This is a genomic window from Psychrobacter sp., from assembly GCF_049295055.1.
Lineage (GTDB): Bacteria > Pseudomonadota > Gammaproteobacteria > Pseudomonadales > Moraxellaceae > Psychrobacter.
In genome coordinates, this window is record NZ_JBAQQF010000005.1 from 1 (window position 1) to 25,527 (window position 25,527).

Below are 25,527 nucleotides of genomic sequence, written 5' to 3' on the forward strand. Positions count from 1 at the left end.
ATACTCATGCCTTGTTGTTCGACACTTTTAATCACTTGAGCTCGAAAGTCTGCTGAATAAGTCATAATCTTTTTACTTTTCATTTATTTTAAAACTACTGTACCACTTTTATAAAGGCTCTACTATACATTGTCATCACAATTTAAATCCAATGCCATCAATAACATTAAATGCTGACGTGAGCGTTGTTTGTTTATATACCCAATCTTGACTACATTAGGGTATTTATTAATACCTATATTACTGCTATCGCTATTTGTTGCTTGTACTAAATGGCTGTAACGTTTAGCTGCTATAGCCATTTCATTCACTAAGTTTAGCGGCTTGGTTTCATACTGTAGTTTATGCTTACCTTCTTTGGATATGATCCAAGAGTACAAATCATCCTCACGAATAATGCCATTATGATAACGTGCAATCATAAAGTATCTTAAAAAACGTAATGGTTTATCCCCTTCATCACAAGCTTGGAGATCGGTAGTAATTTGCTTCCACTTGGTTTTGATAGTTTCAAAGTCGTGAGTATTAGCTTTACTAAACATCAGGTTCTTAACTAAATCCATTGCATTTAGACCAGCACCACGTTGGTTAATAGTCTCGAATATTTTAAGCGCACTACCTAGGTTATCTGATTCAATTACTACAACATTAACATTAGTCAAAAAATATTGGGTATATTCCTCGAATAGTTCTACCCCTTGATTTAAATAATCTTGTAGGTGTTTAAAAATACGCTCATATGCTTTTTGCATCTTCTGGATTGAATTTGTGATCTCGCCTTCATATGTCTTTTTTTGGATTATAGTTTCTAAGTACCCGTTGCTTTCATCATATTGTAGCTCAAGGCGAGAAAGTGTAGACTTAGTTTTTAAGTCAAATTTAAAGAGCCAACCTTTTATAATATCTAGGATGCTACTGCTCATGTCAGTAAGCTGCCCCTTTTCTTGTAAGTCTTCTAGGATATTACGCATTGCACATAAGCTAATGACAATAGTCGTTAAACGTTGTTGACCGTCAATGACATCGTATTTACTGTCTTTTTTGACAACAATGATTGAGCCAATAAAATAGCTTTGTTGATCGTGAGAATGGGCTTCAAATTCTTCGTCTATATCAACTAAAAACTGATAAATATGTTTATCTGCTTCCCAGACATACTCTCTTTGATAGTCTGGCACTACAAAATAATACTTTTCAAGCTCTTGAATAGTATAGACATCTGCATCAATCTTCATATTTATCCTTATGTTTATCTGAAATTTTTACGACTTTATATTAGCGTCATGGCCTAAAACTAGTAAGGTGAATCTAGCTATTGAGTTAGAGTAAAAGCATTATACTCACTATTAAAAAATGTCCGTAAATAATAAACTCAAATACAATTATCTGTATTTTTGTACAGGTAGATTTTAACTAATCTTCTGTAGGTGTTAATTATCTAAGTCTAGGTATTTTACTAAAAAACGTTATAAATATAAAAATACACCTTTCTCTAGAGAGAGGCTGAAAGCCTTATTTAATAAGGCTTGTACGGTAAAAATAGTCTTTTTTTAAGTTGAAAATAATAATAAGTCAATCAGGATTTAGTTTATTAAAACTATTCTATAATCAATTTATATTTAGGAAAATCTTTAAAAAAGGCATTGATTATTAATCAATGCCTGAGCCTTGTCATATTGCCGAGTATCATAACCGTGAGCACTTTTTTGTGCATAGCGTTTCTGTTACTTTCTTGCCTTAACCTAAAAACCTAATAGTTTTTGACGATTAATATAATGAACTGATTAAGTAACAGGTTGTAATACTGAGATATTGCTTAGCGAATCTTGATTGTATTTTTACATTGATCGTCAGGAATGCCATAGCCACTACAGCCCCAAAACTTGCCAAATTTACTTTCGCGCATTTTCATGGGGCGACCACATTTATTACAGATTTTCATTGAATTACCACAGTCCCTGTTGTTGCATAAACTATCATGCTCTCTATCGACCGAAGGTGCCTCACACTTCGTGCAGACGCGCGCCTTACCTACCGAACAACCTTTCCCAGAGCTACAGCCATAAAAACTGCCATACTGTCCTTTGATTAAGCGTAGATAGCCGTTTACGCAGTTAGGGCATTTAAATATCTTTCTATGGCGTTCTTGAAATGATTTAGAGAAAATGTTGATGTCATATTTGGGAGCCAGTAATTCAAGAACAAATTCTGAGGGCGCTGTGGGACTAGCAATAATATACGATTTCTTTTTACAGCGCGTTATACCAACATACAGCAAACGTCGTTCTTCAGAATGAGGGAATGAGTCTAATGTTGGAAGTAGGGCTTCTGGAATAGCGTCCTCGCGGTTTCCATTAGGGAAGCCGCTTTTCCCTTGGAAAAACCCAATTAAGATGCAATAGTCAGCTTCAAGCCCTTTAGATTTGTGAAAGCTCCAAAAATGGATGCCTTTTGAATTTTCTTTGCCTAAGAAATCACGTGAATCTTTTAGCAAATAATTATACCTAGCAATAATCGCTATTGAACCCTCAGGGTCATTTGCTCTAATCTTGCTGACAACCTCAGCGACTCTACTATAGAGACCATTCTCTTCACCAGTCTTATCATCTAGTAAATATACTTGTGACTCATGTGCCATGTCATGCGTTTTGATGTGCTTCTGATACTGTTCAGGGTTCTCCATGATGAACGTCCCAGCAGTATCAGCAATGCTATTGTTATAGCGGAATGTCTTTTGGAGCATTGTTAGCGTGTGTGGTCCAACCAGCTCATTAAATCTAGTGGTGAGCTCAAGTTTACCACCTGAAAATCGATAGATAGACTGCCAATCATCACCGACAACGGTTAATGAGGGATCAGGACCTTTCTCAATAATGCTGTTAACAAACTCCATCCGAGAAGCAGATATATCTTGAAACTCATCGACAAGAATATATCTCCATTGAGGTTTATATTGACCATTATCTACAACTGCTATTGCACGAATAATCATATCGTCAAAGTCAATTGAATCAGTAGCTACAAGCTCTTCAACATAAGCGTTGTGCAAGTCAGTGAGAATGCGTGTCTTTTTCTTTGCTTGTGATATGCCAGCTTTTTTTAGCCTATCAAGTATTGAGTTTTCATTGAGCCTTTCAAATCGAGTGGCTTGTAAAGCCTTAATAAGCATTTTGCTCCAAGTGGCAATTTGATTCCCTTCCTTGAGTTTAGAGAGTAATTCTTTTGAAGCCTCTTCAACTGAGTTTTTATCAGGAATAACCCCGACAGCAGCCAGTCGTTCTTCAAGACGAGCTTCGAGTGCATCTTCAGTCCAGTCATAATGGAATGTTTCCACTAAAACTGTTTCAAGCTCTTTATGCAATTTACGCTTGCTATCTATAGACTCGTTATATGCTTGCTTATCAATATCTGGTCGAGTATTACCCTGCCTATCAATGCCGAAGTGCTCGATGTAAATATTAGAGTCCGATATATGAAAATCAGGTTGGTAGTCAAAACCTATGTCAATTCTACGCTTACTGATATAACGCGCTTCATATTCGTATGCGATCCTATGAATAGCTAACCAGTTAGCTATCCTGAGCTCCTGGTACCCTTTGACTAATTCGCCTTGTAGGGTTCTAAACTCATTGTCTCTGATATGCCGCTCATACTCTTCTTGAGTCTTAAAGTCGAAAGGATTCACAGGTTCTGGGAATAGCGATATAAAATCGACCATTCTTTTGGGATCTTGTGTTAAATACTCTATTAGCCACTCTGTTACCCACGCACCAAGCTTTAAGCTGTCTTCAGTGAAGACGCTCATATAGGTTGAGATACCAGAATCCCCTAGGATTTTTCTACCTAAAGCGTGAAATGTTGAAATTTGAGGGGATTCAGTTAATACGATGCCTGAGTTCTCAGCTTTATCAGCAAGCCGTTTTTTTAACTCTTCAGCAGCTGACTTATTGTAAGCCAGAACTAGAATCTCTTGAGGTGCTGCTAGTCCCCTATCAATAAGGTCGAGGGCCTTGGCAACCATTACAGAGGTTTTGCCTGTGCCAGCAGCAGCCAGTACCATATTCTTATCATTAGAGCGAAGTACGCCCAGTCTTTGCTCATCAGTCAACGGGTTTGACTCTACGCTATCAAAAAAAGATTTTCTTTGTTCTAGGTTGGTTTTTTCATGATACGCGCCTAAGGTTTCTTGTTTGATAGGGCAGAGGTTGTGTATCTTCTCAACTTCGCTAAAGAGCTTAGGGTTGGTAAAGTAAGCCCATGGCACCCTAGCATCTTTATAAAATATAGACAGTTCATCTGCTAATGACTTAATTGGTTCTATTTTAGAATCTCTAGGGTAGTTACTCAACACTCGAAGGTTAAAGTCTTCAATTAAGTTAAGAAGATGGGGTTGTAATGAGTGAGCAATCTTTTTGTTGATAGACTCTAAAAACGCTGTAGAGTTAGTTTTGGATAAAAATTTGTGTTCTTGCAATGATTGCTTGTTGTGAACAAATAGAGTTGCGCCAAAGAATCCTTCTTCAATATAAGCAAACCTTTTAACTTCAGCGAAAGAGATGAGCTCTGTTGGTCCTTTTTTAGTATCTATAAGCAAGCCTTGATCTGTCAGACGGAGGCCTTTTTTACCAAAAATCTTGCCAAGAAAATTAAAATTTAATTGATCAACGGTAGTAATCTCTCTCATCTTTTTTACTCATATGTATCTAAAATAAATATTTGTTTATTTGAATGCGCCTTAATCTGAGCATACAGTCTATAGTAAAAAAATAAAAAACTTCAGTAATGAGCTAAATAAATCACAATAATTCATGTACTTGGTTTGGGAGTGAGCATTTTTCTTTACGACTAGACCGCTTGAGTTTTTTGCTTCATGTAATCCAACAGATATCTCGCATAGGCCATCGTTAATTTTTTGTTTTATGCTATTAGCAGTGGTGCTTTTGCAAGAATACAGTCTATTGAAAAATTAATCAGAATATGAGTGTAAAAAACACTTGAAATATTATTTCTATCGTCTAATACTGCTTCCTTATCTAATTAGTATAAGGAAGTTACAATGAGCGAAGAATATGATGCGGATGGAAATAAAGTCAATGATGATGAAGGTCTAAGCCCAAATCAACAGCAACAAAAGATTGATTTGATTGCAAAGCAAATAGAAAGTGGTACGTTTGATGAACCGTTGTTAGAAGGTCTACCACCTGGTGCACATATTGATACCAAACCAGGAGAATAGTTCTTCTAAAACCTACTTATAATAGCTTAGGTTTATGCTCTCGAAGCCTTCAGCTGTGTTTATTCAAAGGACTTTTGAAAGCTGTTGCGACTCATAATTTTGTTAGAGAAGTTATGATAAAAGGCGAGTCATTTAGATTGACTCGCCTTTTTATATTAGTTAGGTCTTATCACTATAATTTTTTCTCAAAACTCTCTATGCCATTTAAAAAACCCTTAACTGAATTAGACGAATTCTCGAATATGCTATTATCCAAGACTAAGGTATTAATTCTTTTAAGATTGCAGATACCTTCAGAAACTCTTGTTATATGATTATTGTCAAAGTGAATCTCTTCTAGGTAGGATAGCTCACCAATGCTATCAGGCAGATTCGTTAGGAAGTTTTCTTCAATGTGAAGTTCTTGTAATTCTGATAGCTGACCTATAGTATCGGGTAGCTCAGTTAGTCGATTCCATCTAATGTCAAGTATTTCTAGCTCAGTCAAATGAGTAATACTAGATGGTAGTTTATTCAGTTTATTGCCTGCTAGTTCAATTAGTTGCAAACTCATTAAGCTCCCAATTTCATTAGGTAACTTAATTAACGAATTTCTTGTTGCAGTGAGAACTTGTAATTTTCTAAGTTTGCATATGCTATCAGGTAATTCTGTTAGATTGTTACGATCAACAGATATGAAGATTAGCTTCTTTAAGTTACCAATGCTATCAGGTAGTTTAGTTAGCTCATGATTTAATAAATGAATTTGCTTTAAATTGACTAGTATCCCAATAGCTTCAGGCAAGTAGGTTAGGCAGCGAGAATTACCATCGTAATCTCTTAGTATTTGCAAATGACTCATTGATAGCAACTGATCTTTATTACGAGGAATCTCGCTTTCAGGGATATTAAACTCATCTGCCCATTGCCATATTTTCTTAAGGTCACAGTCTTCTGAAATAGGATGATCAACATCAAGTGAAGAGATGCTGAATTCATCAGCAAGTTTAAAAGATTTTTTTGTAGAAAAGTTTTTAGTTTTCAATAGCTCAAGGGCTATATGCTCACGTTTAGATAATTGCATGGCTTACTCTCGTTGTTTTTAACCTTTTGCTACGATTCTTTAGTGTATTTTTTATCCACTCTTTTACACTCATTTCAACACTTGTCATAAAACGCTTAAAACTGTTATATAAAAAGCATTGGAATATAGAGCAGGGAGTTTTTACAAAAAATGCGTCAGGAAGGTTTAGTTGTATTTAAGGGGTTAAAATTATATTGGTCAGGTATGTAATTACATCTTAATGCGTATGTCGAGATAGGTTTTTGGGTTAATACTAATCACGTTAGGAAGAAAAAAATAAGCCAATTAAAGTGACTTATTCTTGTATTGCTACCTAGTGAACCCTATCTGCCATCTTGGACTCTAACCATTGTGTAATTTCACTCTCAACCCAAGCTACTCTGCCTTTTGATAATTTAACTTGACGAGGGAAAGTTGGGTCATAACGACTAGATCTTTTATCTAACATGTCGTAAATAGTTGTACTACTAAGCGCAGTGAAGTAGACAACATCTTTTAGTGGCACCATTCTTGGTATGAGTAAAGCACTTAGGTTAGCTGCGTTATTTTGGTTATTAATATTTAAATTTTCCACGATTAGCTCCTTGTAAGTTATTGAGAGCGTTTCCTCTCATACAGTTACCCAGTCCTATATTTTTTTACGGCATCCCATGCAGTCCGATTGTTTACTCTTATTTAATTCACGAAAAAAAGGAGCTGAATTAATCAGCTCCTTTATATGCTCTGTATACGCTTAGCAGTATCAACTCACAGCCGTCACACTTTGCCGTAGACCTTGCTCAATACTAGCTACTGTATTAATGGGGAATTCACTCTTAGAGTTATTTTGCTGATTGCTAGCTGCGTCTGTTTCCATCGGATAAAACTCCTCAGCGACTTCTGCTAAATCATCGCCATCGACCTCAAAGCATGAATTCACATATCCTTGTTTCGCAGCTTGCTCTAATGCTGCTTGATCAAAGCCATGCTCACTCAGCTCCGCATCTATCGCTTGTGCATCTTGCACCGCTTGCTTGAGTGTGATGCCATCACGCAGTGTTAAATCAACAAAGTAAATCGGCGTGCGATAGCTTTGTGTCGTACTTTTGCCTCTCAAGGTAAGCTGTAATGGCAGACATGACAGTTTATTGCCTGATACTGCTGCAAAGTAGCTCAGCCTTGCGGCAAGCGTACGAATACTATTAAAGCCAGTTGTCCGAAAGATGAACGTGCCAAGTTCATCATCCTCAGACAGATTCACATAGAGCCTTCCATAAGGTTTACAAGCACCGCCTTGTGCCAATGGACAGCGATCAGGTGATGGGCATGGATGGTTTTCAACGCCTTTGTTTGTGCGTCGCTGACATTGCTCACCGTCGCCTACGCATAGTGGGCGTCCGGTCTGTCTATCAAATAGCGTGTACTCAGCACGTAAGTTTAGTTCAGGATCATTAAACAGCATGCGTACCGGTATTTGTCTGAGTTTGCCGTTGCTGTTTTCGCGTAGCTTCTCGTCTAGTGGGTGATTGATCCAGCCGTCCTTATTTTGAACTTGGCTGGTGATGGTGAATTGATCGTCTTTGGCAGGTAGACGCTTGCCATCCTTTACAATGACACGTCCAATGCTGATACGTCCTAAAACTGGTGGGGTTATAGTGAGACCTTTAATCATGGTGATATTCCTTATGTGTTTTATTTAGCCATAAAAAAGCCCACCTATAACGGGTGGGCGTTTATGCGCTTATTTGATTGAGTGGATTAATTTACGGATTATGGTTGATAACGAATTATTGGCTTAGTTATCGTTAAGGATTACAAAGCGACGACTGCCTTGACGAGTTTTACTAAATTGCTCGAGCAACTCAGGATGCGCTTTGGTTAGTGCCTTGCTATCGAGGCTAATGCTGTCCTTAGAGCGCTTCCAAGATATAGCGCCTTTCTCGAATACCGCAATCTCATTATCTTGAATTAAGCTTTGCAGCTGGTGCTTCACTTGGTCATGACGCTGCTCTAACTCTTGCATATAGTCACGGTAGCTCAGCAATTGCTCAAACAACTTATTGGCTCCGTCATCTTCTCGCAGATCAACTTTGCTTGACGGCTCAGGGGTTGGATAAAGTTGTTTTAAGGCTCTCGCTGCTGACTCACTATGATCAGGCGTTGGTGGAGTGTCGGTTTCCACATATTGCCAAAATAACCGCTCATGCTCAATGATGGAGGCAATCAAGCGCTCGTCACGCTCAACTTTATAAATCTTTGCTTCATGACCACATAGCAGCACGCAGATATGTGCAGCTTGCTTACCCGTGACTGCTAATTGATGCTGCACTTGGCACGTCACATACAACGGTACGCCATGCTTCCACAGCTTGGCACCATGTTCCCCTGCGGTTTTACACTCTAGAATCTGCACCTTCTCATTTCCTGTTATCGCGTAGTCTAAGTTTGCCAGCATAAAGTGATTGTCAGGATCAGGATGCTGCAAGATGGCATTCACACGGCGAACCTTGTTGCCTGTGTGCTGTTGATAATATTTAGCCACCATCGGCTCTAGTGTATTGCCCCAGTACAATGGTGAGTAGCCATCAATATCGTCATCCAAGTGTGAATGCAAACGACCGGTCTTAATCATCCACAGCTCAAGCATCGATAAGTAAGGGTGTATTCCACAAGCTGCGGCAGCGTCAGAGCTACCAATACCTTGCTTACGTACCTCAAGCCAGTCCTCATGACTGAGGGTTTTGGTATTGACCAGACGTTTTGCGGTGGTTGATTGATTGGTAGACGGCTTTACTGTTTCAGTATCTATATTAGCTTTGGTCGCTATAGGCGCTTTCACCTTAACGGTTGTACGCTTGGTTTGTCTGAGCTGAGCGATATGGTTCAATGCGATTGTGTTCATGATGAACTCCTTCGTTAGATTTATTATTGGTTAAATAAACGGTATAAAAAAACCACGCTCAAAGGCGTGGTTGGTTGTGTTGTCATATTTTAAGCATCGATAATTAAGCAAGCATCAGCAGCGATTCCTCTAAACCCTTTTGTTTGAGCTTAGCGCCAGCACCGAACCATGCTGAGTTGAGTCGGTTGTCTGTATTCATTGCTCGACGTTCATGATCGACATACTCCGTAATGCTACACAGCAAACCATAAGCCGTATCACGAGCTGCATCAAGATCTGCTCCGCGTCCTTGACCATTAAACATCTGCATCACCTTATTCATCGCTTTTGCGTTTGGTACAGCGTCTTTCTCTTTCTTAGCGCTGTTAAATAAAATGATGTTATTGTCCTGATCATTGAAGACTCGGCTAAGATAATTAGCCGCTTCCGCTTGAGTGACACGGCGCTCAGACAATTGCTTCATCTCGTAGCTGTGTTGATTCCACTGTTTGACCGACACACCTAATTGCTGCTTCACCTTGTCGGCATCAAAGGAGGTGCTATGCGGTACTTTCACCACGCCACCGCTTCCGTCCGCTAAGCTAATTGCTAAAGTGTTATTGCAGACCACACGTATCGATGTGAACTGTGCTGTGGTCGCCAGAGTGCCATCACAAGCCGTTGCAAGTAACAGATAGCCATTACTGACATCTTTCCCCTTAAGCGTTGCTGACTGGCCTGTACGGGCTAATGCCCATAGCTTGCGACCTCCCTTTAAGACACCTGCTGTTTCCAATTCAAAGTCAGACTGCTCGGTAAGATCACGATAGAATTCCAGAATCTCACGCGGCTGCACTTCTTGATAACGCTGACTAACGACTGATAACGGCTCAAAGTTATCAGAGCGGTACAACACCTTCTGCTCAGCAAAGGGCAGAATCAGGTTATGCCCTTTGTCATTGTTTGCCATGTAGCTGACGTCTGAAGATTCAATACGCCAATCAAGCCCAGCTTGCTTAGCCCAAACCTCGATAGGCTGCTTAGGGGACAGCTCGTTACCTAAGCCATGCCAAGGGGTTTCGCCGACGTATGCCATTGTTTCGATTAAATGTGCCATGATAATTGTCCTTTTAGATTTGATTAGAGTTATTGGTTATATAGACAAGTTAAATGCTGAAAGTTTTTGAGCAGGTATTACAGGTATAACTAGGTCTTGCTGCCAGAGTGATCAAAGGTGGCTGCTGTAGCTTATCTTTAGCCAAGCTGATCGCAGAGGCAAGGGCCGTGCCTACTACTACACCGATAGCGGAATTGATTTTGTAATACCTACAGATGCTCACACCAAGACCAGATAACGCTGCTGGCGTACACAGCTGTTCAAAGATACTAAATGGATTGCCAATATCCATATTGTTCATCACCCTTGATGAGTGACAGTAAGGACAGATTGTTTGCATATAAGCTCCTTAAATTAAGCGCATAAAAAAGGCCTGCGATTAAGCAGACCTTTAATTAGGATGGATTGGGTTAAACCGTCAGGAGAGCAATGCTCCCTGACTGCTCTCATGGGAATAATATATATCTGAAATTATTTTACTATTTAGATAAGCCTCTATTCTTCCTTGAATTCACCATGTCCAAATGTTTGCATTTTAGGCAACCACACTTTGAGTTTTTGATCGTATTTATCAGTCTTTGTTAGATACCTTGCTACAGTAAAAGCGTTCTCAACCTCTTGAGGGTTATCACGGCGTATTCTACCAACACCTAATTTACCTTTCATCTCAAAATTACGCTTAGTCTCAGAATCGTGAGAACTATGATAAGTACCGACGCCCTCTGTGATCTCTTGCCATTTCTCACCTATCGTTTTAGCTATAAGCCAGTCAGAGTACTTTTTTGAATTATCGTAAGTTAGAACTAAATGGCAATGAAAACCACCGTTTTTATAACCTTGTTCTAATGCCCATGCATAACCAGTTAAGTGTTTAAAACAAGAGTTCCTCTTACTGATAAGTTTTCTGAGTTTTTTCATATGATTATGAAAACTGTGAATATTTACATTATGACGTTGGTCTTTTAAATATTTAAGCTCGATAAAGATAACCAATACTCTTGATCTTCTTTCAATTAGGTTTTTAAAGTAAAGATCTAAGCTTTCTTTGTTTCTTTTTTCTTGATAAAGCCAATTATAACGCTCTGTACTAATTTTATCCTTATATTTCAAAAGCTCTGTAATTAGATTTTGAGTCATGTCGTATTCCCAAATAACATTGCAGGGATGCTCAGCGCCAATAAACATAATGGAGCTGTCCATAAGTGCGTTAATAGATTGAGAGTAATTTAAAGAATAATTTGAGTAATGCATATACATGAATGGACGATATAATTCGTTCAGTTGATCTTGAAAGTGTTTAGAGCTAAGATTATTGAATAGCAAGTTTTTAACAAGTCTATCAACATCGTTAGTAATTTTAGATTGATTGATAAATGGATGTAGCATTATTTCACCTATAAGATTAATGACTCATAGGGTTGTATGAATAAGTATTTTTATAATATTAGTAGCTAAGAGCTAATCTCTTAGCTTATTACTACCTAGTTATTTGATATTATAATACCAAGCTATTATTTTTCGTTTAGTATTGCCTTTTATAAGTCTAGACTAGAGATTTTACATACTAGCCTAGGAGGAAGTGATTGCTTACTTAGGAGTGTTATGAGGGAAAGTTACCTGATATTTATATATTAGCTATTTTAGGGTAATTTCAAAGGCAGAACTCTTATATTCCTTAGCGAAGGGTGGCATAAAATCTATCAAAATATTATGGAAAATCATCTTAAATAATACTTTATTACTATATAATGATTATTAGAATACGTAAGCTATTATACTAAAATATCACTAGTGATATTAACAATTTATAACAAAAAGGTCGTTGTATGTCTATAAATTATAGTAATGAAAAACGTCAAAGAGAATTCAATAATAAATCATACTTTGATAAAAATGTTAGGTCTTTAACAAAAAGGCAAGTTATTTGGATGCAAGAGTATTTATCTTCTAATGAGAACATTAGATTTTCTAGTGTTGGTTCAACCAACCGACATGAAGAGTTTATTGCGCAGTTATCAAGTGATGATAAATTCAGAGATTACGTTGAAGACGCTTATTCGAAAATGACTTATAAGGTAATACCGGATAGAGAGTTTAATTGGCTTATAAATAATTTAAGAGGTCAAATATTTACTTTGAGCATTCTATATTTAGAAAATGGTTATAACTGGTTTGATATTAATAGTAATGATTTAATGGAGGAGGTATATCGATTTTTCGATAATAAGATTAATGAAAATACTATAGATTCTAAAATTAGTCTGTTGAGTAAGATAGAAAGAATTTGGTTTTCAATATCTAGTAAAGATAATTATTCTAAGTGGATAAGTGAAAGTAACAAAGAGCAGATAGAGTGGACTAAGGATTATTTAAGAAAGACTGGTATCTATAATGAAATAATAAGAGATAAGGCTTCTCTAAAAGAAGTAAGAAGTCATGTTTTAGCTTCTTTGGATATTATAAGTTACCCATTGTCTGAAGCGTCAATAAACAATAGTAATAAGTATGTAACAAACGACCGTAAAGAAATAATTATAGATAAGATGAAGCGAGCTTGGAGCCAACAAAAATATCGTGATGCTGGTAAAACAAAAAAAAGCTATCATTTACCATTAACCATCCAGACACATGCGAGACTTGAGAAGATGGCTGAAGTTAATAGGTTATCTCAAACTGCAATGCTCGATATTCTAATTAACTCGGAATATAATTTAAAATTTCTTGATGTGGATGGCAATGAAATTTATTAGCCTTTGCTATAGAGATAGTAATGATTTTATATCTTCACCGGTTAGACCTTTATTTTGCAAAGCCTTTATCAAAGCATCACTATCTAAATCTGATAGGGATGTTTGGTTTTCCACAATCATTGACTTCTCAATCTGCTGCCGAGCTGTCTGGAAGTCTATGACTTCGCCTTTGTCTCTAAGTAGGTCTAAAAAGTCCGCCCATACTTGCATTATCTTGCGTCGTTCTTCTAAGTGTTGAGCATGGTTATATACAGCTCTGATGCTACTTTTCTTGTCGTGCGCCATCTGCTTTTCAATAGCATCACCCATGTATCCCAGCTCGTTTAGGTTAGTTGAGGCAATGTGACGGAAGCCATGTCCAGTTTGTTTACCTCCATATCCGAGAATGTCTAAAGCGTTATTGATGAACTCTTCGCTATAAGGCTGGTGCATACCAGTATGATAGAAAACGTATTCATACTGTCCAGTGATGTGCTTCATTTCCTCCAAAACCGCTAGCATTTGATCTGATAAAGGAACAACATGCTTACGCGCGATTTTAAGATTATCAATATCGACACGCCAGAGACGGTTAGGAAAATCAATATGCTCCCACTTCATCATTCTTAGCTCGATAGTACGACAGAAAGAATATGCTAGAAATTTCATACCTAATCTAGTTTGATCGTGACCATGATAGCCTTCAATGTCTTGTAAGAGCTTAGGTAGCTCGCTAAGCTCAACGTGTTTCATGTGCTTAGTCTTCGCTTTCGGATATAGCTCTTTAAGCCCATCTGTATGATTTACCTCGATTAGGCGCTCTCTCATGGCTCTTCTAAGAATATTCCCAACAAGATCAATAGTGCGTCTGGTTACTTCTCGTGGTGAGGCCCCTTCATTATTAGTCCTGCTTTCAATGTTATCTGCCATTAATTTACAATCTTCAAACGTCACATCTTTTAAAGCAATGCCTTCAAAGCTAGGTATAACGTCTTTGTGCATGCGATTATAGTCTTGCTGATAGGTGCGAGGCTTTACGTTGCGCTCACGCTCCTCTAGCCATTCAACCGCATAATCATTGAACGTTTTAGCTTGCTCATTCGCAAGCTTGTCTTGACGTTTTTTATTCTTTGGATTGATTCCATTGGCTACTAAAGCTTTAATGTCAGCGTTAGCTACTCTTGCTTCTGCCAAGCCCATTTGTGGGTATGTACCTAAAGTAGTTTTCTGCTGCTTACCATCAAAGCGATATGCGCTTACCCATGTCCGCGTTCCTGAGCTGCGTACCAGTAATTGTAAACCTTGTTGATCACTATATTTGTCTGGGCGAGAAGGGGTGCATTTATCAGTTGGCTTAAGCTTACGAATTTTGGCATCACTTAACATGTTGGTCTATTCCTTATACCTACAAGCTATATTTTTAAAGCTTATAGACGATTATGTTGGTCTAAGCCATATAGATTGAGATCGAATGTTGGTCTAATTGAGGCGTATATGAATAATAGACCAACGGATAGACCAACACAACACGTGGGATACATAGGTTCGAATGGGAATGATTGGGACAGGGATAGACAGTAAGCATAGACTGGAAGTCTTGCTGTTAAAGGGTTTAAGGAGTGTTTAGGATGTGATGGGACAGATTAGGAAAACAGGGGATAACTAAGATTGGCGGTGAAGGAGGGATTCGAACCCTCGATACGCTATTAACGCATACACACTTTCCAGGCGTGCGGTTTCAGCCACTCACCCACTTCACCATTTTTGCCAATGCTCATTTGATTACCGCACAGACTATTCATTATAGAAATACTATAATCTACCATTGGCCTTTTTCAGACCGTTGGTTTTAAAAAGTATGCAGATTTTTGACAAGCACTGATTTTTGAACGACTTAGTATAGCGGATACCATTTAAAATGTCACGGCTTGCGGTGTATCTTTCTTTATTGGCAGACGCCTGCTAGGATAGCACATATGTCATAGTAGATATAAATGGTTGGAAGTTGCATGATCAGTATTTTTAAACGTAAGTCTAATATTAAAAACAGTATAACAATGACGGTTATTACAGCCGTACTGAGCATATCATCAGCATATGCTGATGACTTTATCCAGTGTAGTCAGTCATTTTATGGCGGTGTTTATCCCGAATTTACCAATACCAAGCTCAGTAACAATACCCAAGCGCTATGTATGGATGGTTTTGCCGTCATGTATTCTGGTGTATCACGTACGCCGCTATGGTCAGCAGAACATCTAAATCGTAAACGTTTGCAGCAAGCGAAACAAATCGATCGCGAAGACAGTTTTCATGAAGAGAGCCGTCTACCACAATCTATGCGCGCCAAACTATCTGATTATTCGAGCTCAGGTTATGACCGCGGACATTTAGCGCCCAATGGCGATATGGCCAATCGTAGTCAACAGTATGATAGTTTTAGCTTAGCCAATATAGCCCCACAATCGCCGCGTAATAATCGCTATATTTGGCGCAATATTGAATCTGCTACTCGCTATCTGACCCAACAATATGGCGAGGTTTATACCATTACTGGAGTGGCATTTACCGATAAAAAAACCAAGCAATTAGCTGAACGTGTGCTCGTACCTAGCCATTTTTTTAAGGCGGTTTATATCCCAGCGAGCAATCAAGCAGGCGTTTATTATGCGCCAAACGACGAGTCAGAGCGTATAGAGGTCATTAGTATTGACGAGTTAACTGCCAAGACTGGTATCGATGTCTTACCTATACTTGATGCAAAAACCAAATCCCAAGCTTTTAACTTACCCCTGAAAGCTGGTGAGGCGTCAGATTTGCCCACAATATCTGAAGAAGAGCCCACTTGGATGTTATTTGTCTTGGCAATCTTTGAGTGGCTCATGGCACAATTACAGGCATAAATCGTTTAAATGTAACTAGATATGTTCTGTTTTGAAAAATCACGTAATGCGTTGTTAATGAATAGGAGGACTAAATGATTGACCCATTTGCTAATAATCATCAAAGTATGCAAATCGGTGAGCTGGTTATCGAAAACCAAGAGGATAAGATTATTATCTATGGCGACATTAATCTGGTCTTTGATGACGCTGGATATCAACAAGCACAGCAGTTGCATGAGCTTACTAGTAAAATCCTACTAGCATTTGAAAAGAGAAGTCTTTATAGTAACAAAGAGTCCAAGTCAAAAGAAATAGATGACCGATCGGGCAAAATTATAGACAATCCGTTCTTGTAACTGTTTGATATAGTTTTGATTTTCTAGAAATAATAAACTATAAAAAAATTACTAGGCAAAATCTTAAAATTGCTTATAATAGCGTCAAGACATTGCTTATGTTGCCCAGAATTTTTATGCAAAGCTAATCAGTAAATAAGTATTCTTAGCGTTAACTAAGCTAGGCTTACTTTAGAACTAACTAGATTGTAATAAAAGATTGTTGGCAAAGGATAAGCATAGGACATCAGAAACATAATGTTTCTAGTAATCATTGATTGAAGGGAGTCTATTTATGAAACTATTCGCAAAAACTACGTTGGCAATCGCTGGTATCAGTTTAGCAAGCATGGCATTCGCCGCTGATCCATTAGCAAACACTACTTGGCAGACCTATGACGAAGGCCAGCCTAAAGGCGTGGTCAAAATCACTGAGTCAAACGGTGTATTGACTGGTAAACTTATCAGCACAGTATCTAAAGAAGGTCAGAAGCACGTTGGTATGACTATTATTTCTGGCTTAAAAGCAGACGGTAACGGTAAATACAGCGGTGGTAAAATCACTGACCCTGAAAAAAACAAAACCTATAAACTTACCGCTAACATGAGCGGCAGTAGCCTTAACCTAAAAGGTCACTTAGGACCTTTCTCACGTAGCCAAACGTGGAAAAAGAAATAAGTCATTTTAATAACCCTTGTTAAGTCTGGTTTTTATTTAAAACCAGTCTTGATAGAGCATAAAAAATCCCGCATAACCGAAAGGTTGTGCGGGATTTTTAATGGTTTCACCTGTTTTAACAATTGAGGAGATGAGAGTATATACGGGCTATCTTATAAATTCTGGATAAGCTTCCATACCACATTCTGCGATATCGGCACCTTGGTATTCTTCCTCTTTGGAAATACGCAGACCAATCACTAATTTGATCAGGCTCCAAACGATTAAACTGGTCACAAATACCCAGGCAAAGATGGTAGCGGCACCGACCATTTGACCTATTAAGGATGCAGTAGGATTGGTCAGCGGCACAATAAGTAGACCAAATAAACCCACCACACCATGCACCGAAATAGCGCCCACTGGATCATCGATTTTCATTTTGTCTAATATAAGGATCGATAGTACGACAATGACGCCTGCTATCATACCGAAGAGTGTTGCCTGAAACGCAGAAGGATGCAAAGGGTCTGCCGTAATAGCGACCAGACCTGCTAATGCACCATTTAAGAGCATAGTTAAATCCGCTTTACCAAAAATAATCCGTGCGATAAGCAGTGCACCAATCGCTCCACCAGCGGCAGCAGCATTGGTATTTAAAAATACGATCGCGACGGAATTAGCACTTATGATATCGCCCAGTTTTAGAACCGATCCACCGTTAAAGCCAAACCAGCCCATCCATAATATTAACGTCCCAAGCGCTGCCAAAGGTAAGTTAGCCCCTGGAATGGCACGTATCTCACCTTTAGAACCATATTTACCCTGACGGGCACCTAAGAGTAATACGCCTGATAGTGCAGCGGAGGCACCTGCCAGATGTACGATACCTGAGCCAGCAAAATCAGAGAATCCCAAGTCGGCTAGGTTAAATAAGCCAAAGACAGCTTTACCGCCCCACGTCCAGCTACCTTCTAATGGATAAATAAGCCCTGTCATTACCACGGCAAAGATTAAGAAGGACCACAGCTTCATACGCTCAGCTACCGCGCCTGAGACGATGGACATACAGGTTGCGACAAATACCACCTGAAAGAAAAAGTCAGATGCTTTCGAGTAAACTGAGTCGCCGCCAAAGCCGTTTTTGGCTGAAGCTGCTAAAGCGTCTGCTACCAAGCTTTCAGTACCTGCAATGCCGCTCAAAAATAGAGGGCCATCATACATAATGGCATAACCACATATCATATACATGGTAGAGGCGGTAGCAAAGAGGGCGATATTTTTGGTTAGGATTTCGACGGTGTTTTTTGAGCGAACTAGCCCTGCTTCTAACATTGTGAAGCCAGCAGCCATCCACATGACTAGCGCCCCACATATTAGAAAATAAAAGGTATCTAATGCGTACTGGAGCTCGAAGATTTGATTTTGCATGTTTATTCCCCCTTGAATATATGCAATACAGAGACCGATATAACCTATAAATCAATATTTAAAATCAATGCTTATAGGTGGGTCTTGAAATTAGATAGCGTCAGAACCTGTTTCACCAGTACGAATACGAATGACTTGTTCAAGATTGGTCACAAATATCTTGCCGTCGCCAATTTTACCGGTACTAGCAATTCGAGTAATGGCTTCGATAGCAGGCTCAACCATCTCATCCATAACCGCTACTTCGATTTTTACTTTAGGTAAAAAGTCCACCACATACTCGGCGCCGCGATAGAGCTCGGTATGACCTTTTTGACGACCGAAACCTTTGACTTCGGTGACGGTGACACCTTTAACACCGATGTCAGAAAGCGCTTCACGCACATCATCGAGCTTAAACGGTTTTAAGATCGCAGTGATTAGCTTCATAAAAAAATCCTTATATAGGTGATGTCGCAGGTTAATAGGTGCATTTTGATGCAGCATCCTATTGTCATGCTTACCGTAAGTAATTCAAGAATTGTGCCAAACCTACTCAAGGGGGAAGGTAGGATAAGGCGCGTTTGCTCAAAAATAACCACGGTGATGACAAAATGTATTGTTTATACGTCAACGATAAGCATTGTCTTAATTCGAATAAACAAGGGTAATCAACCTTTAACGTTGTGTTAACGAAAAGTTTATTATAACCAACTTTTTAAGCGCTTGGGGCAGCGATGCTTTTATTTCATGTGATGATTTGATAAAAGCTTATAGAATATACGACAGGTATAAAAGACAAAGACTGGATACTTAGCGATATGAATAATGGGATTCATATCGCTAAGCATTCAGTCTCAGTATTGACATAAAAACTCAGTTTTAGACCCTAAAGCTCAGTTTTAGGCCCTTGGGAAGAGTAAATACGGGGTGGTAGTACTACCAAGCAATTTTTTGGTGTCACTACCTTTTAGCAGCTCAAGCAAGCGAGGCCGACCAAACGCCCCCGTCATGAGTAAGCCAATATCGTTTTCACGTTGATAGTAGTTTAAAGCGGCTGTGACATCGTGGCAGTCGAGCAAGGTTTTTTTACATCTAATACCGGCTTGCTTAAGGCGCGCATAAGCTTCACGTAACGCATCACAGTTTTCAGAATTCTCTTTGCCAACCATGACGATATGAATCATTAAGGCGCGAACGAGCGGTGTTTTGCAAAGCCAAGTAAGCAGTTTGTGCGACGTTGGGCTGTTGTCAAAAGCAAATAAAGCACTAGTAGGGGGCAAAAATGGTGCGTGAGTCACCAAAATGGGGCAGAGACTTAAACGTATGAGCTGGCTTAATGTTGGTTTACAGGTAACATGATGGCCGATCACAATTAATTGTGCTTTGTCATCGACGTAATCAATGCTTTGATTGAGATTTTCGTGCCGATGCAGCGTGTAGGTTTTAAGTTTATGGTGCTGCTGCTCACAGTAAGTGGTCGCTTGATGCAGGAGTAGCTTGCCCTGTGCTTTTAGCTCGCAATTACTAGAATGCTCTTTTGCAGTGAATTGATCTAATAAAGTATTTTCATCATCAATATTCAGGCAACCTGAATAATTAACGGCTGCTTTTTGCTGTAAGCTTGGCACTGAATGTAGCAGCCCAATCGGAGCTTGCAGACGAATAGCGGCCCACATGCTCGCATCTAACACCGCTTGTACATGATTGGGGCAGTCTAAGCAGGCAATCACGCTGTCTGGCTTCAAATTACTCATAAAGGCATCACATCATTTCAATAATTAAAATACAGGAACGACAGATAAAGCGTTTACCTTAACCATCAAACCTGATTTTATATACCAATATAACTGCTGATCAATAAACAATATGTTTATATCAGCTTGATAACACACATACAGATTTTCTCAATCCAGTAGCCCAATATCTCGGCGATCATGAATAGAAAAACGATCAATGAGGGTACGGCTGGCACTGTTAAGTCCGACTACTTTGACATCAATACCTTCGCGCTGTAAACGTATCACCAACTTATCTAAGGTATCAACCGCACTGATATCCCAAAAGTGAGCTTGGCTGACATCGATGTGCACGCTGTCTAATGCTTCTTTGGTATCAAAGCTTTGCAAAAACTGTGTCGTCGAAGCAAAGAATACTTGTCCTTGAACGTAATAGTAACGCGTATTGCTATCGTCATCATATTCACTAAATATGGTTAAAAATTGACCGATTTTGTTGGCAAAAGCCAAAGCAGATAGCAGAACGCCGACACCGACACCGTACGCCAGATTGTGGGTAAAGACCGTGGTTAATACGGTTGCCAACATAACAATATTAAATGATACTGGATGGGTTTTAAATTCACGAATAGACTGCCAATTGAACGTACCGATAGAGACCATAATCATGACCGCAACCAGCGCTGCCATCGGTATTAAGCTCACCCATTCGCTCAAGAATACTACCATAATGAGCAGCACCACACCGGCGATAAGCGTTGATAAACGAGTACGCCCACCAGACTTGACGTTAATCATTGATTGCCCAATCATGGCACAACCTGCCATACCGCCAAAGAATCCTGACACTACGTTGGCAATACCTTGACCACGACACTCACGGTTTTTATCACTTGGCGTATCGGTCAGCTCATCTACAATGGTCGCCGTCATCATGGATTCTAATAAACCTACAATGGCAAGTGCGATGGAGTAAGGCGCAATAATAAACAACGTATTTAAGTTTAATGGAATATCCGGCAACAAAAACATCGGTAACGAGTCTGGCAGCTCGCCCATACTACCCACGTTACGAATATCAAGATTCATATACATAGCTACCGCCGTCAATCCCACAATACAAACCAGCGGTGAAGGAATGACGCGACCAATTTTAGGAATCAGTGGAAATAAATAGATAATCGCCAAACCTGCGGCAGTCATGATATAGACGGTCATACCGACACGCTCAGTCATGGGGTTAAGCTCTGGTATTTGGGCGGCAAATATCAAAATCGCCAACGCATTGACAAAACCAATGACGACGGAGCGAGAAACAAAACGCATCAAATTACCAAGTTTTAAGATTCCCATGACGATTTGAATACCACCGCATAATAAAGTGGCAGCCAGTAAATACTGCAGACCATGCTCGGCGACCAAATCAACCATCACTAGAGCCATCGCTCCGGTCGCTGCCGAAATCATTCCCGGACGTCCACCGACAAAACTGATCACAACAGCGATACAAAATGAGGCATACAGCCCAACTTTTGGGTCGACACCGGCGATGATAGAAAAGGCAATTGCTTCTGGAATCAAAGCCAGTGCGACCACCAAGCCCGATAGTGTATCGCCACGAATATTGGAAAACCATTCTTCACGCAAACTACCAAAAAAAGATGTCATAAGTAAACTGCATAGGGTTAGAGACAAAAAAAGCAATCATTATTCAGTGATAGAATGATTGCGTTGCGATAATAAGCGCTCTCAGTCGTTTTTTAATGCTGCTTGGCACAGTTAGCATTGTCGTAAAAAATATAGGCTGTTAACAACGAAAAAATCGGCAGTAATGATAATTAGTAACGGTAAGTAATAGCGATAAGTAGGAAATAGCTAGCGACATTTATAACGGTATCGCCAATACAATCACCAATAGTAACTATTATGATCATGAATAATATTATGATCATTAATAAAAAGTGATGAAAATATCTAAAACTTATTTAAAATGATGAATACGTGCTCGCAATAATGTACTGCGATAGAAGAAGATAAATAATTTGTCAGATAAAAGCGCAAAAGTATCTGCAAGGGGTTGTCTGTCATATCATTACCACAGTATGAATCGTTGCTAAAGAGATATGACAATAGCGCGATAAGTGTGCCAACATGCTAAACTAAAATGCTAGATTGAAGGCTGATGTAAATGATCAGTAAAAGTAGCGGTTATTGTTAAGTCAGCTATTATAGCATTAGACACTCAATATAAAAACAGGCGCATAATAGCACAGGGTATTGAAACACCAGTGTATTGAAAAACTGATACCGAAATATGAGCGATACCGCTATGATGTTATTCATCTGCAGCCTATCACTCAGACGATATACAGCGCATATTTATATAATATCCGTTTATATCATGCCTGCCTAAATAGTGCTTATTTGCTTAATAGCATTTTGTTCGTCCAATAGAAGGAAAAGATATGACCGCTAGCACCGCAAAAGAAACCTTACTTCATAAGGGTGATGGCTTACAAGTCGTGGTTGGTTTGGGGCAGTCGGGGTTATCGGTAGCGTATTATTTAGCCGAACAAGGCTACCAAGTCGCGGTTACTGATAATCAGGCTACTCCGACTTTAGTAGATAAATTGCCTGCCGCTGTTAAAATCCGACAGTTTGGTGGTATAGATGCAGATTTATTACAACAAGCGGCACGGATTATTATCAGTCCCGGAATCTCTCTAGATAACCAAGCTGTTAAAGCGGCAAGAGAATCGAATATTCCGGTAGTTAGTGATATTCAACTATTTTGTGAGGCTTGTACCGTACCTATAATTGCGATTACTGGTTCTAATGCAAAAAGTACTGTGACCACATTAGTCGGTCAAATGGCGGCGGATGCGGGTGTTAATGTTGGCGTTGGTGGTAATATCGGCGTGCCCGCATTGACTCTATTGACGAATACCGAGATGGAGCTTGCCGTTATTGAGTTATCAAGCTTCCAGTTAGAGACCGTGACAAACTTAAACGCGCAGGTCGCAACCGTCCTTAATATGTCGCCTGATCATTTAGACCGTCACGGTGATATGCTCGGCTATCATCAAGCCAAGCATCGTATCTTTCAAGGTGCTAAATCTGTCGTTATTAATCGTGAAGATGCTTTGACCCGTCCACTGGTGTCAGATAATTTACCGCGATTAAGCACGGGTATTCATGCGCCTGATAAAGGTCAGTATGGTCTTATTACTGATACTGAAGGGCAGATTTACCTCGCACGAGGTACAGAACGTTTACTATCAGCGGACAAACTACAAATCAAAGGTCGCCATAATTTGCTGAATGCTCAAGCCGCTTTGGCACTTGGTGAGCTTGCAGGTTTACCGCTTGAGAGTATGCTCAGTACTTTGCAGCAGTTCGCAGGACTTGAGCATCGCTGTCAGTATGTCGCCACGGTCGATGGCATTGATTATTTTAATGATTCTAAAGGTACCAATATTGGCTCCACCATGGCGGCTGTCGAAGGGTTAGGTGCGGTCTATGCCCCCAAAGATGGTAAGCTGCTATTAATCTTAGGTGGTCAAGGTAAAGGTCAGCAATTTGGTGAATTGGCTCCCTTTATCAATCAGTATGTCAGTCAATTACTCTTTATTGGTGAGGACAGTCGGCAGATTGAGCAGCATTTACGGGCAGCTAGTCTCAGTGATGATGTGACCTTACATCAATGCCAGACATTAGAAGGCGCTTTTGCAACGATTCAGCAAGTGACTGCAAGTAGTTTATCGCAAGTACAAGCGGTGTTATTGTCACCTGCTTGTGCCAGCTTCGATCAGTTTAGTGGATTTGTCGAGCGTGGCGAGCACTTCAGTCAGCTAGTTAGATCTTCAGATGCCGTTTCATAAGACGGTCTGTTATAGAAGACAGTATTACAGGATCATGTGACGAGCAGTTTATAATCGTAAAAACGAACTGTGTTTTTTGATAAAGGATTGTTTTGCTTATAAATTGCTGCTACTGTCAAACACAAGCAGTGAAGCCAGTAATAAATGAAGCTGATGAGCATATGAGCACTGAATAAAGCGCTGTTTGTCGATGCTGAGCTGCTAGTTATTGATTGTTAGTTATTTGATAAATTATTAGCTATTTAATAAAAATCTATTTCATATTTTTTAAACGGTGGCGTTTCTATAGACGCCGTGTTTTTTCGTTTGCTAGTGTATATAAAATTATGGCACTCTCTTCTATTTTTCGTTCATCTTCTCCATCTCAGCAAGCTACCGGTTCCGATGGTATCCTTTCTATGCCTTCAGCGCGTGCTATTTTATTATCAAGTGTCGGCTGTATGTTAGTGTTGAGTCTATTGATGGTTGCTTCGGCTTCTATTCCTTTTGCGCTCAGTCGCGGTATGACAGAACTGCATTTTTTTAATAATCAGTTGCTGTATATGTGTATCGGACTGGTCATCGCCAGTGTGTCTTATCGTGCTGTATCCCTAAAAAGGTTATATAGAACTGAAACCCAGTTCATGCTATTGGCTATCACAGGATTACTGCTGGTTGCTACCTTATTTAGTACGCCCATTAACGGCTCTAAGCGTTGGCTGAGTTTGGCAGGGTTTAACTTTCAGGTAGCAGAGTTGGCCAAGCTAGTAATGATTGTATTTGTCTCAGATTTTGTGGTACGGCGCTCATTTGAGGTTCGTAATGGTTGGGATGGCTTTTTGAGGATTGCTTTAGTGGTCGGGCTGATTACTGTTCTATTGTTAGCGCAGCCAGATTTTGGTTCATTCGTCGTTATTATTGGAATGGTCTTCGCTATCTTCTATATTGCTGGGGCGCCCTACAAGCAATTTGTAGCTTTGGGGGCGGTCGCCATCGGTGGAGCGGTGTTAATGGTCGCGACCGTACAATACCGCTTAGTACGTGTGATGTCGTTTTTGGATCCTTTCGATGATGTCCAAGATACGGATTATCAGCTGTCTCGTAGTTTAATTGCCTTTGGTCGTGGCCAATTTACTGGCGTCGGTTATGGCGAAAGCGTGCAAAAACTATCGCATTTACCAGAGGCGCATACGGATTTCTTATTAGCGATTACGGGTGAAGAATTGGGCTTTGTTGGCGTGACGATGATATTAATATTTGAGGCGCTGATTATCGGTAGTGCGATGCGTATCAGTTATAACGCCCTAAAACGTCGGCAGATGCGTATGAGCTATACCGCCTTTGGTATCGCTGTAGTATTTATTGCACAGACAATTATTAATGCTGCGATGAACATGGGTGCCATTCCAACCAAAGGTTTGACGATGCCTTTCTTTAGTTATGGGGGTTCATCGATGTTGATTAGCCTAGTAATGGTGGCGGTGCTGCTAAAGATTTATAAAGAAAGTCCTGAGATCGAAAAGAGTCAGTGTCGTTATTACTAAATTACTTGATTACTAAGCCATTTGAGTATTTTGAGTATAGATTGGTAGCCAGTAAATATATCAAAGCGTCGCAGCAGCGGCGCTTTTTTTA

At 39.6% G+C, this 25,527-nt stretch carries 21 protein-coding genes and 1 tRNA gene; 7 read left to right on the plus strand and 15 right to left on the minus strand.

Translation table 11 applies throughout. From position 1 onward, the window contains the following. Positions 1-122: 122 nt before the first annotated feature. Positions 123-1,235, minus strand: coding sequence for a DUF262 domain-containing protein (locus WAZ74_RS00980; RefSeq protein WP_422304867.1), 1,113 nt, complete (start codon positions 1,233-1,235; stop codon positions 123-125). A gap of 581 nt (positions 1,236-1,816) precedes the next feature. After that, positions 1,817-4,684 (minus strand): UvrD-helicase domain-containing protein, encoded by a 2,868-nt coding sequence (locus WAZ74_RS00985; RefSeq protein WP_422304869.1) that lies wholly within the window; start codon positions 4,682-4,684, stop codon positions 1,817-1,819. A 372-nt stretch (positions 4,685-5,056) separates the two neighbouring features. On the opposite strand from WAZ74_RS00985, the gene WAZ74_RS00990 reads away from it, so the two are divergent. Beyond that, positions 5,057-5,236: a hypothetical protein gene (locus WAZ74_RS00990; RefSeq protein ID WP_422304871.1), complete on the plus strand. Its 180-nt coding sequence runs from the start codon at positions 5,057-5,059 to the stop codon at positions 5,234-5,236. A gap of 172 nt (positions 5,237-5,408) precedes the next feature. On the opposite strand, the gene WAZ74_RS00995 is transcribed toward WAZ74_RS00990, so the two are convergent. The 7 genes from WAZ74_RS00995 to WAZ74_RS01025 all read right to left on the minus strand — a co-directional run bounded on the left by WAZ74_RS00995 (position 5,409) and on the right by WAZ74_RS01025 (position 11,662). Further along, positions 5,409-6,299, minus strand: a complete 891-nt coding sequence (locus WAZ74_RS00995; protein WP_422304873.1) for a leucine-rich repeat domain-containing protein — start codon at positions 6,297-6,299, stop codon at positions 5,409-5,411. A gap of 313 nt (positions 6,300-6,612) precedes the next feature. Beyond that, complete coding sequence (locus WAZ74_RS01000; protein WP_011514663.1) at positions 6,613-6,873, minus strand: helix-turn-helix transcriptional regulator; 261 nt, start codon at positions 6,871-6,873, stop codon at positions 6,613-6,615. A 168-nt stretch (positions 6,874-7,041) separates the two neighbouring features. After that, positions 7,042-7,950 (minus strand): hypothetical protein, encoded by a 909-nt coding sequence (locus WAZ74_RS01005; protein ID WP_011514662.1) that lies wholly within the window; start codon positions 7,948-7,950, stop codon positions 7,042-7,044. Positions 7,951-8,073: 123 nt separating this feature from the next. Continuing rightward, a complete protein-coding gene (locus tag WAZ74_RS01010; protein ID WP_422304878.1) occupies positions 8,074-9,180 on the minus strand; it encodes a YqaJ viral recombinase family protein in 1,107 nt (368 codons plus the stop codon). A 103-nt stretch (positions 9,181-9,283) separates the two neighbouring features. After that, the gene (locus WAZ74_RS01015) at positions 9,284-10,276 is read right to left on the minus strand and encodes a DUF932 domain-containing protein (RefSeq protein ID WP_011514660.1); all 993 of its coding nucleotides are present in this window, start codon (positions 10,274-10,276) and stop codon (positions 9,284-9,286) included. Positions 10,277-10,325: 49 nt separating this feature from the next. Further along, on the minus strand, positions 10,326-10,616 hold the full coding sequence (locus tag WAZ74_RS01020; protein ID WP_011514659.1) for a hypothetical protein: 291 nt from the start codon (positions 10,614-10,616) through the stop codon (positions 10,326-10,328). A gap of 155 nt (positions 10,617-10,771) precedes the next feature. Then, positions 10,772-11,662 carry an inovirus-type Gp2 protein gene (locus WAZ74_RS01025; protein WP_011514658.1) on the minus strand — a complete coding sequence of 297 codons (891 nt, stop codon included), beginning with the start codon at positions 11,660-11,662 and terminating at the stop codon, positions 10,772-10,774. A gap of 440 nt (positions 11,663-12,102) precedes the next feature. Here WAZ74_RS01025 and WAZ74_RS01030 point away from each other — a divergent pair, with 440 nt between their 5' ends. After that, on the plus strand, positions 12,103-13,026 hold the full coding sequence (locus WAZ74_RS01030; protein ID WP_011514657.1) for a hypothetical protein: 924 nt from the start codon (positions 12,103-12,105) through the stop codon (positions 13,024-13,026). Between the two features lie 6 nt (positions 13,027-13,032). On the opposite strand, the gene WAZ74_RS01035 is transcribed toward WAZ74_RS01030, so the two are convergent. Both WAZ74_RS01035 and WAZ74_RS01040 read right to left on the minus strand, forming a co-directional pair. Beyond that, complete coding sequence (locus WAZ74_RS01035; RefSeq protein WP_011514656.1) at positions 13,033-14,391, minus strand: tyrosine-type recombinase/integrase; 1,359 nt, start codon at positions 14,389-14,391, stop codon at positions 13,033-13,035. Positions 14,392-14,674: 283 nt separating this feature from the next. Further along, positions 14,675-14,765: transfer RNA gene (locus WAZ74_RS01040), tRNA-Ser, on the minus strand. A gap of 249 nt (positions 14,766-15,014) precedes the next feature. Between WAZ74_RS01040 and WAZ74_RS01045 the strand changes: the two genes are divergently transcribed. The 3 genes from WAZ74_RS01045 (at position 15,015) to WAZ74_RS01055 (ending at position 16,904) form a co-directional block, all read left to right on the plus strand. Beyond that, positions 15,015-15,908, plus strand: a complete 894-nt coding sequence (locus WAZ74_RS01045) for a DNA/RNA non-specific endonuclease (protein ID WP_422304883.1) — start codon at positions 15,015-15,017, stop codon at positions 15,906-15,908. Positions 15,909-15,982: 74 nt separating this feature from the next. Further along, entirely contained in the window at positions 15,983-16,246 is a 264-nt protein-coding gene (locus tag WAZ74_RS01050) for a hypothetical protein (protein ID WP_422304885.1), read from the plus strand. A 274-nt stretch (positions 16,247-16,520) separates the two neighbouring features. Further along, positions 16,521-16,904 (plus strand): DUF2147 domain-containing protein, encoded by a 384-nt coding sequence (locus WAZ74_RS01055; protein WP_422304887.1) that lies wholly within the window; start codon positions 16,521-16,523, stop codon positions 16,902-16,904. Positions 16,905-17,051: 147 nt separating this feature from the next. Here the strand turns inward: WAZ74_RS01055 and WAZ74_RS01060 are convergent, their stop codons facing one another. From WAZ74_RS01060 to WAZ74_RS01075, 4 genes are all read right to left on the minus strand, one after another. After that, positions 17,052-18,314 carry an ammonium transporter gene (locus tag WAZ74_RS01060; RefSeq protein ID WP_422304889.1) on the minus strand — a complete coding sequence of 421 codons (1,263 nt, stop codon included), beginning with the start codon at positions 18,312-18,314 and terminating at the stop codon, positions 17,052-17,054. A 90-nt stretch (positions 18,315-18,404) separates the two neighbouring features. Then, the gene (glnK, locus tag WAZ74_RS01065) at positions 18,405-18,743 is read right to left on the minus strand and encodes a P-II family nitrogen regulator (RefSeq protein ID WP_422304891.1); all 339 of its coding nucleotides are present in this window, start codon (positions 18,741-18,743) and stop codon (positions 18,405-18,407) included. A 452-nt stretch (positions 18,744-19,195) separates the two neighbouring features. Beyond that, positions 19,196-20,050, minus strand: a complete 855-nt coding sequence (locus WAZ74_RS01070) for a universal stress protein (protein ID WP_422304893.1) — start codon at positions 20,048-20,050, stop codon at positions 19,196-19,198. 150 nt (positions 20,051-20,200) lie between these two features. Beyond that, on the minus strand, positions 20,201-21,700 hold the full coding sequence (locus WAZ74_RS01075; protein WP_079692830.1) for a SulP family inorganic anion transporter: 1,500 nt from the start codon (positions 21,698-21,700) through the stop codon (positions 20,201-20,203). 797 nt (positions 21,701-22,497) lie between these two features. Here WAZ74_RS01075 and murD point away from each other — a divergent pair. Together murD and WAZ74_RS01085 are read left to right on the plus strand one after the other, a co-directional pair. Beyond that, positions 22,498-23,913 (plus strand): UDP-N-acetylmuramoyl-L-alanine--D-glutamate ligase, encoded by a 1,416-nt coding sequence (gene murD, locus WAZ74_RS01080; RefSeq protein ID WP_422304897.1) that lies wholly within the window; start codon positions 22,498-22,500, stop codon positions 23,911-23,913. Between the two features lie 326 nt (positions 23,914-24,239). Continuing rightward, positions 24,240-25,436 (plus strand): FtsW/RodA/SpoVE family cell cycle protein, encoded by a 1,197-nt coding sequence (locus tag WAZ74_RS01085; RefSeq protein ID WP_422304899.1) that lies wholly within the window; start codon positions 24,240-24,242, stop codon positions 25,434-25,436. Positions 25,437-25,527: the final 91 nt, after the last annotated feature.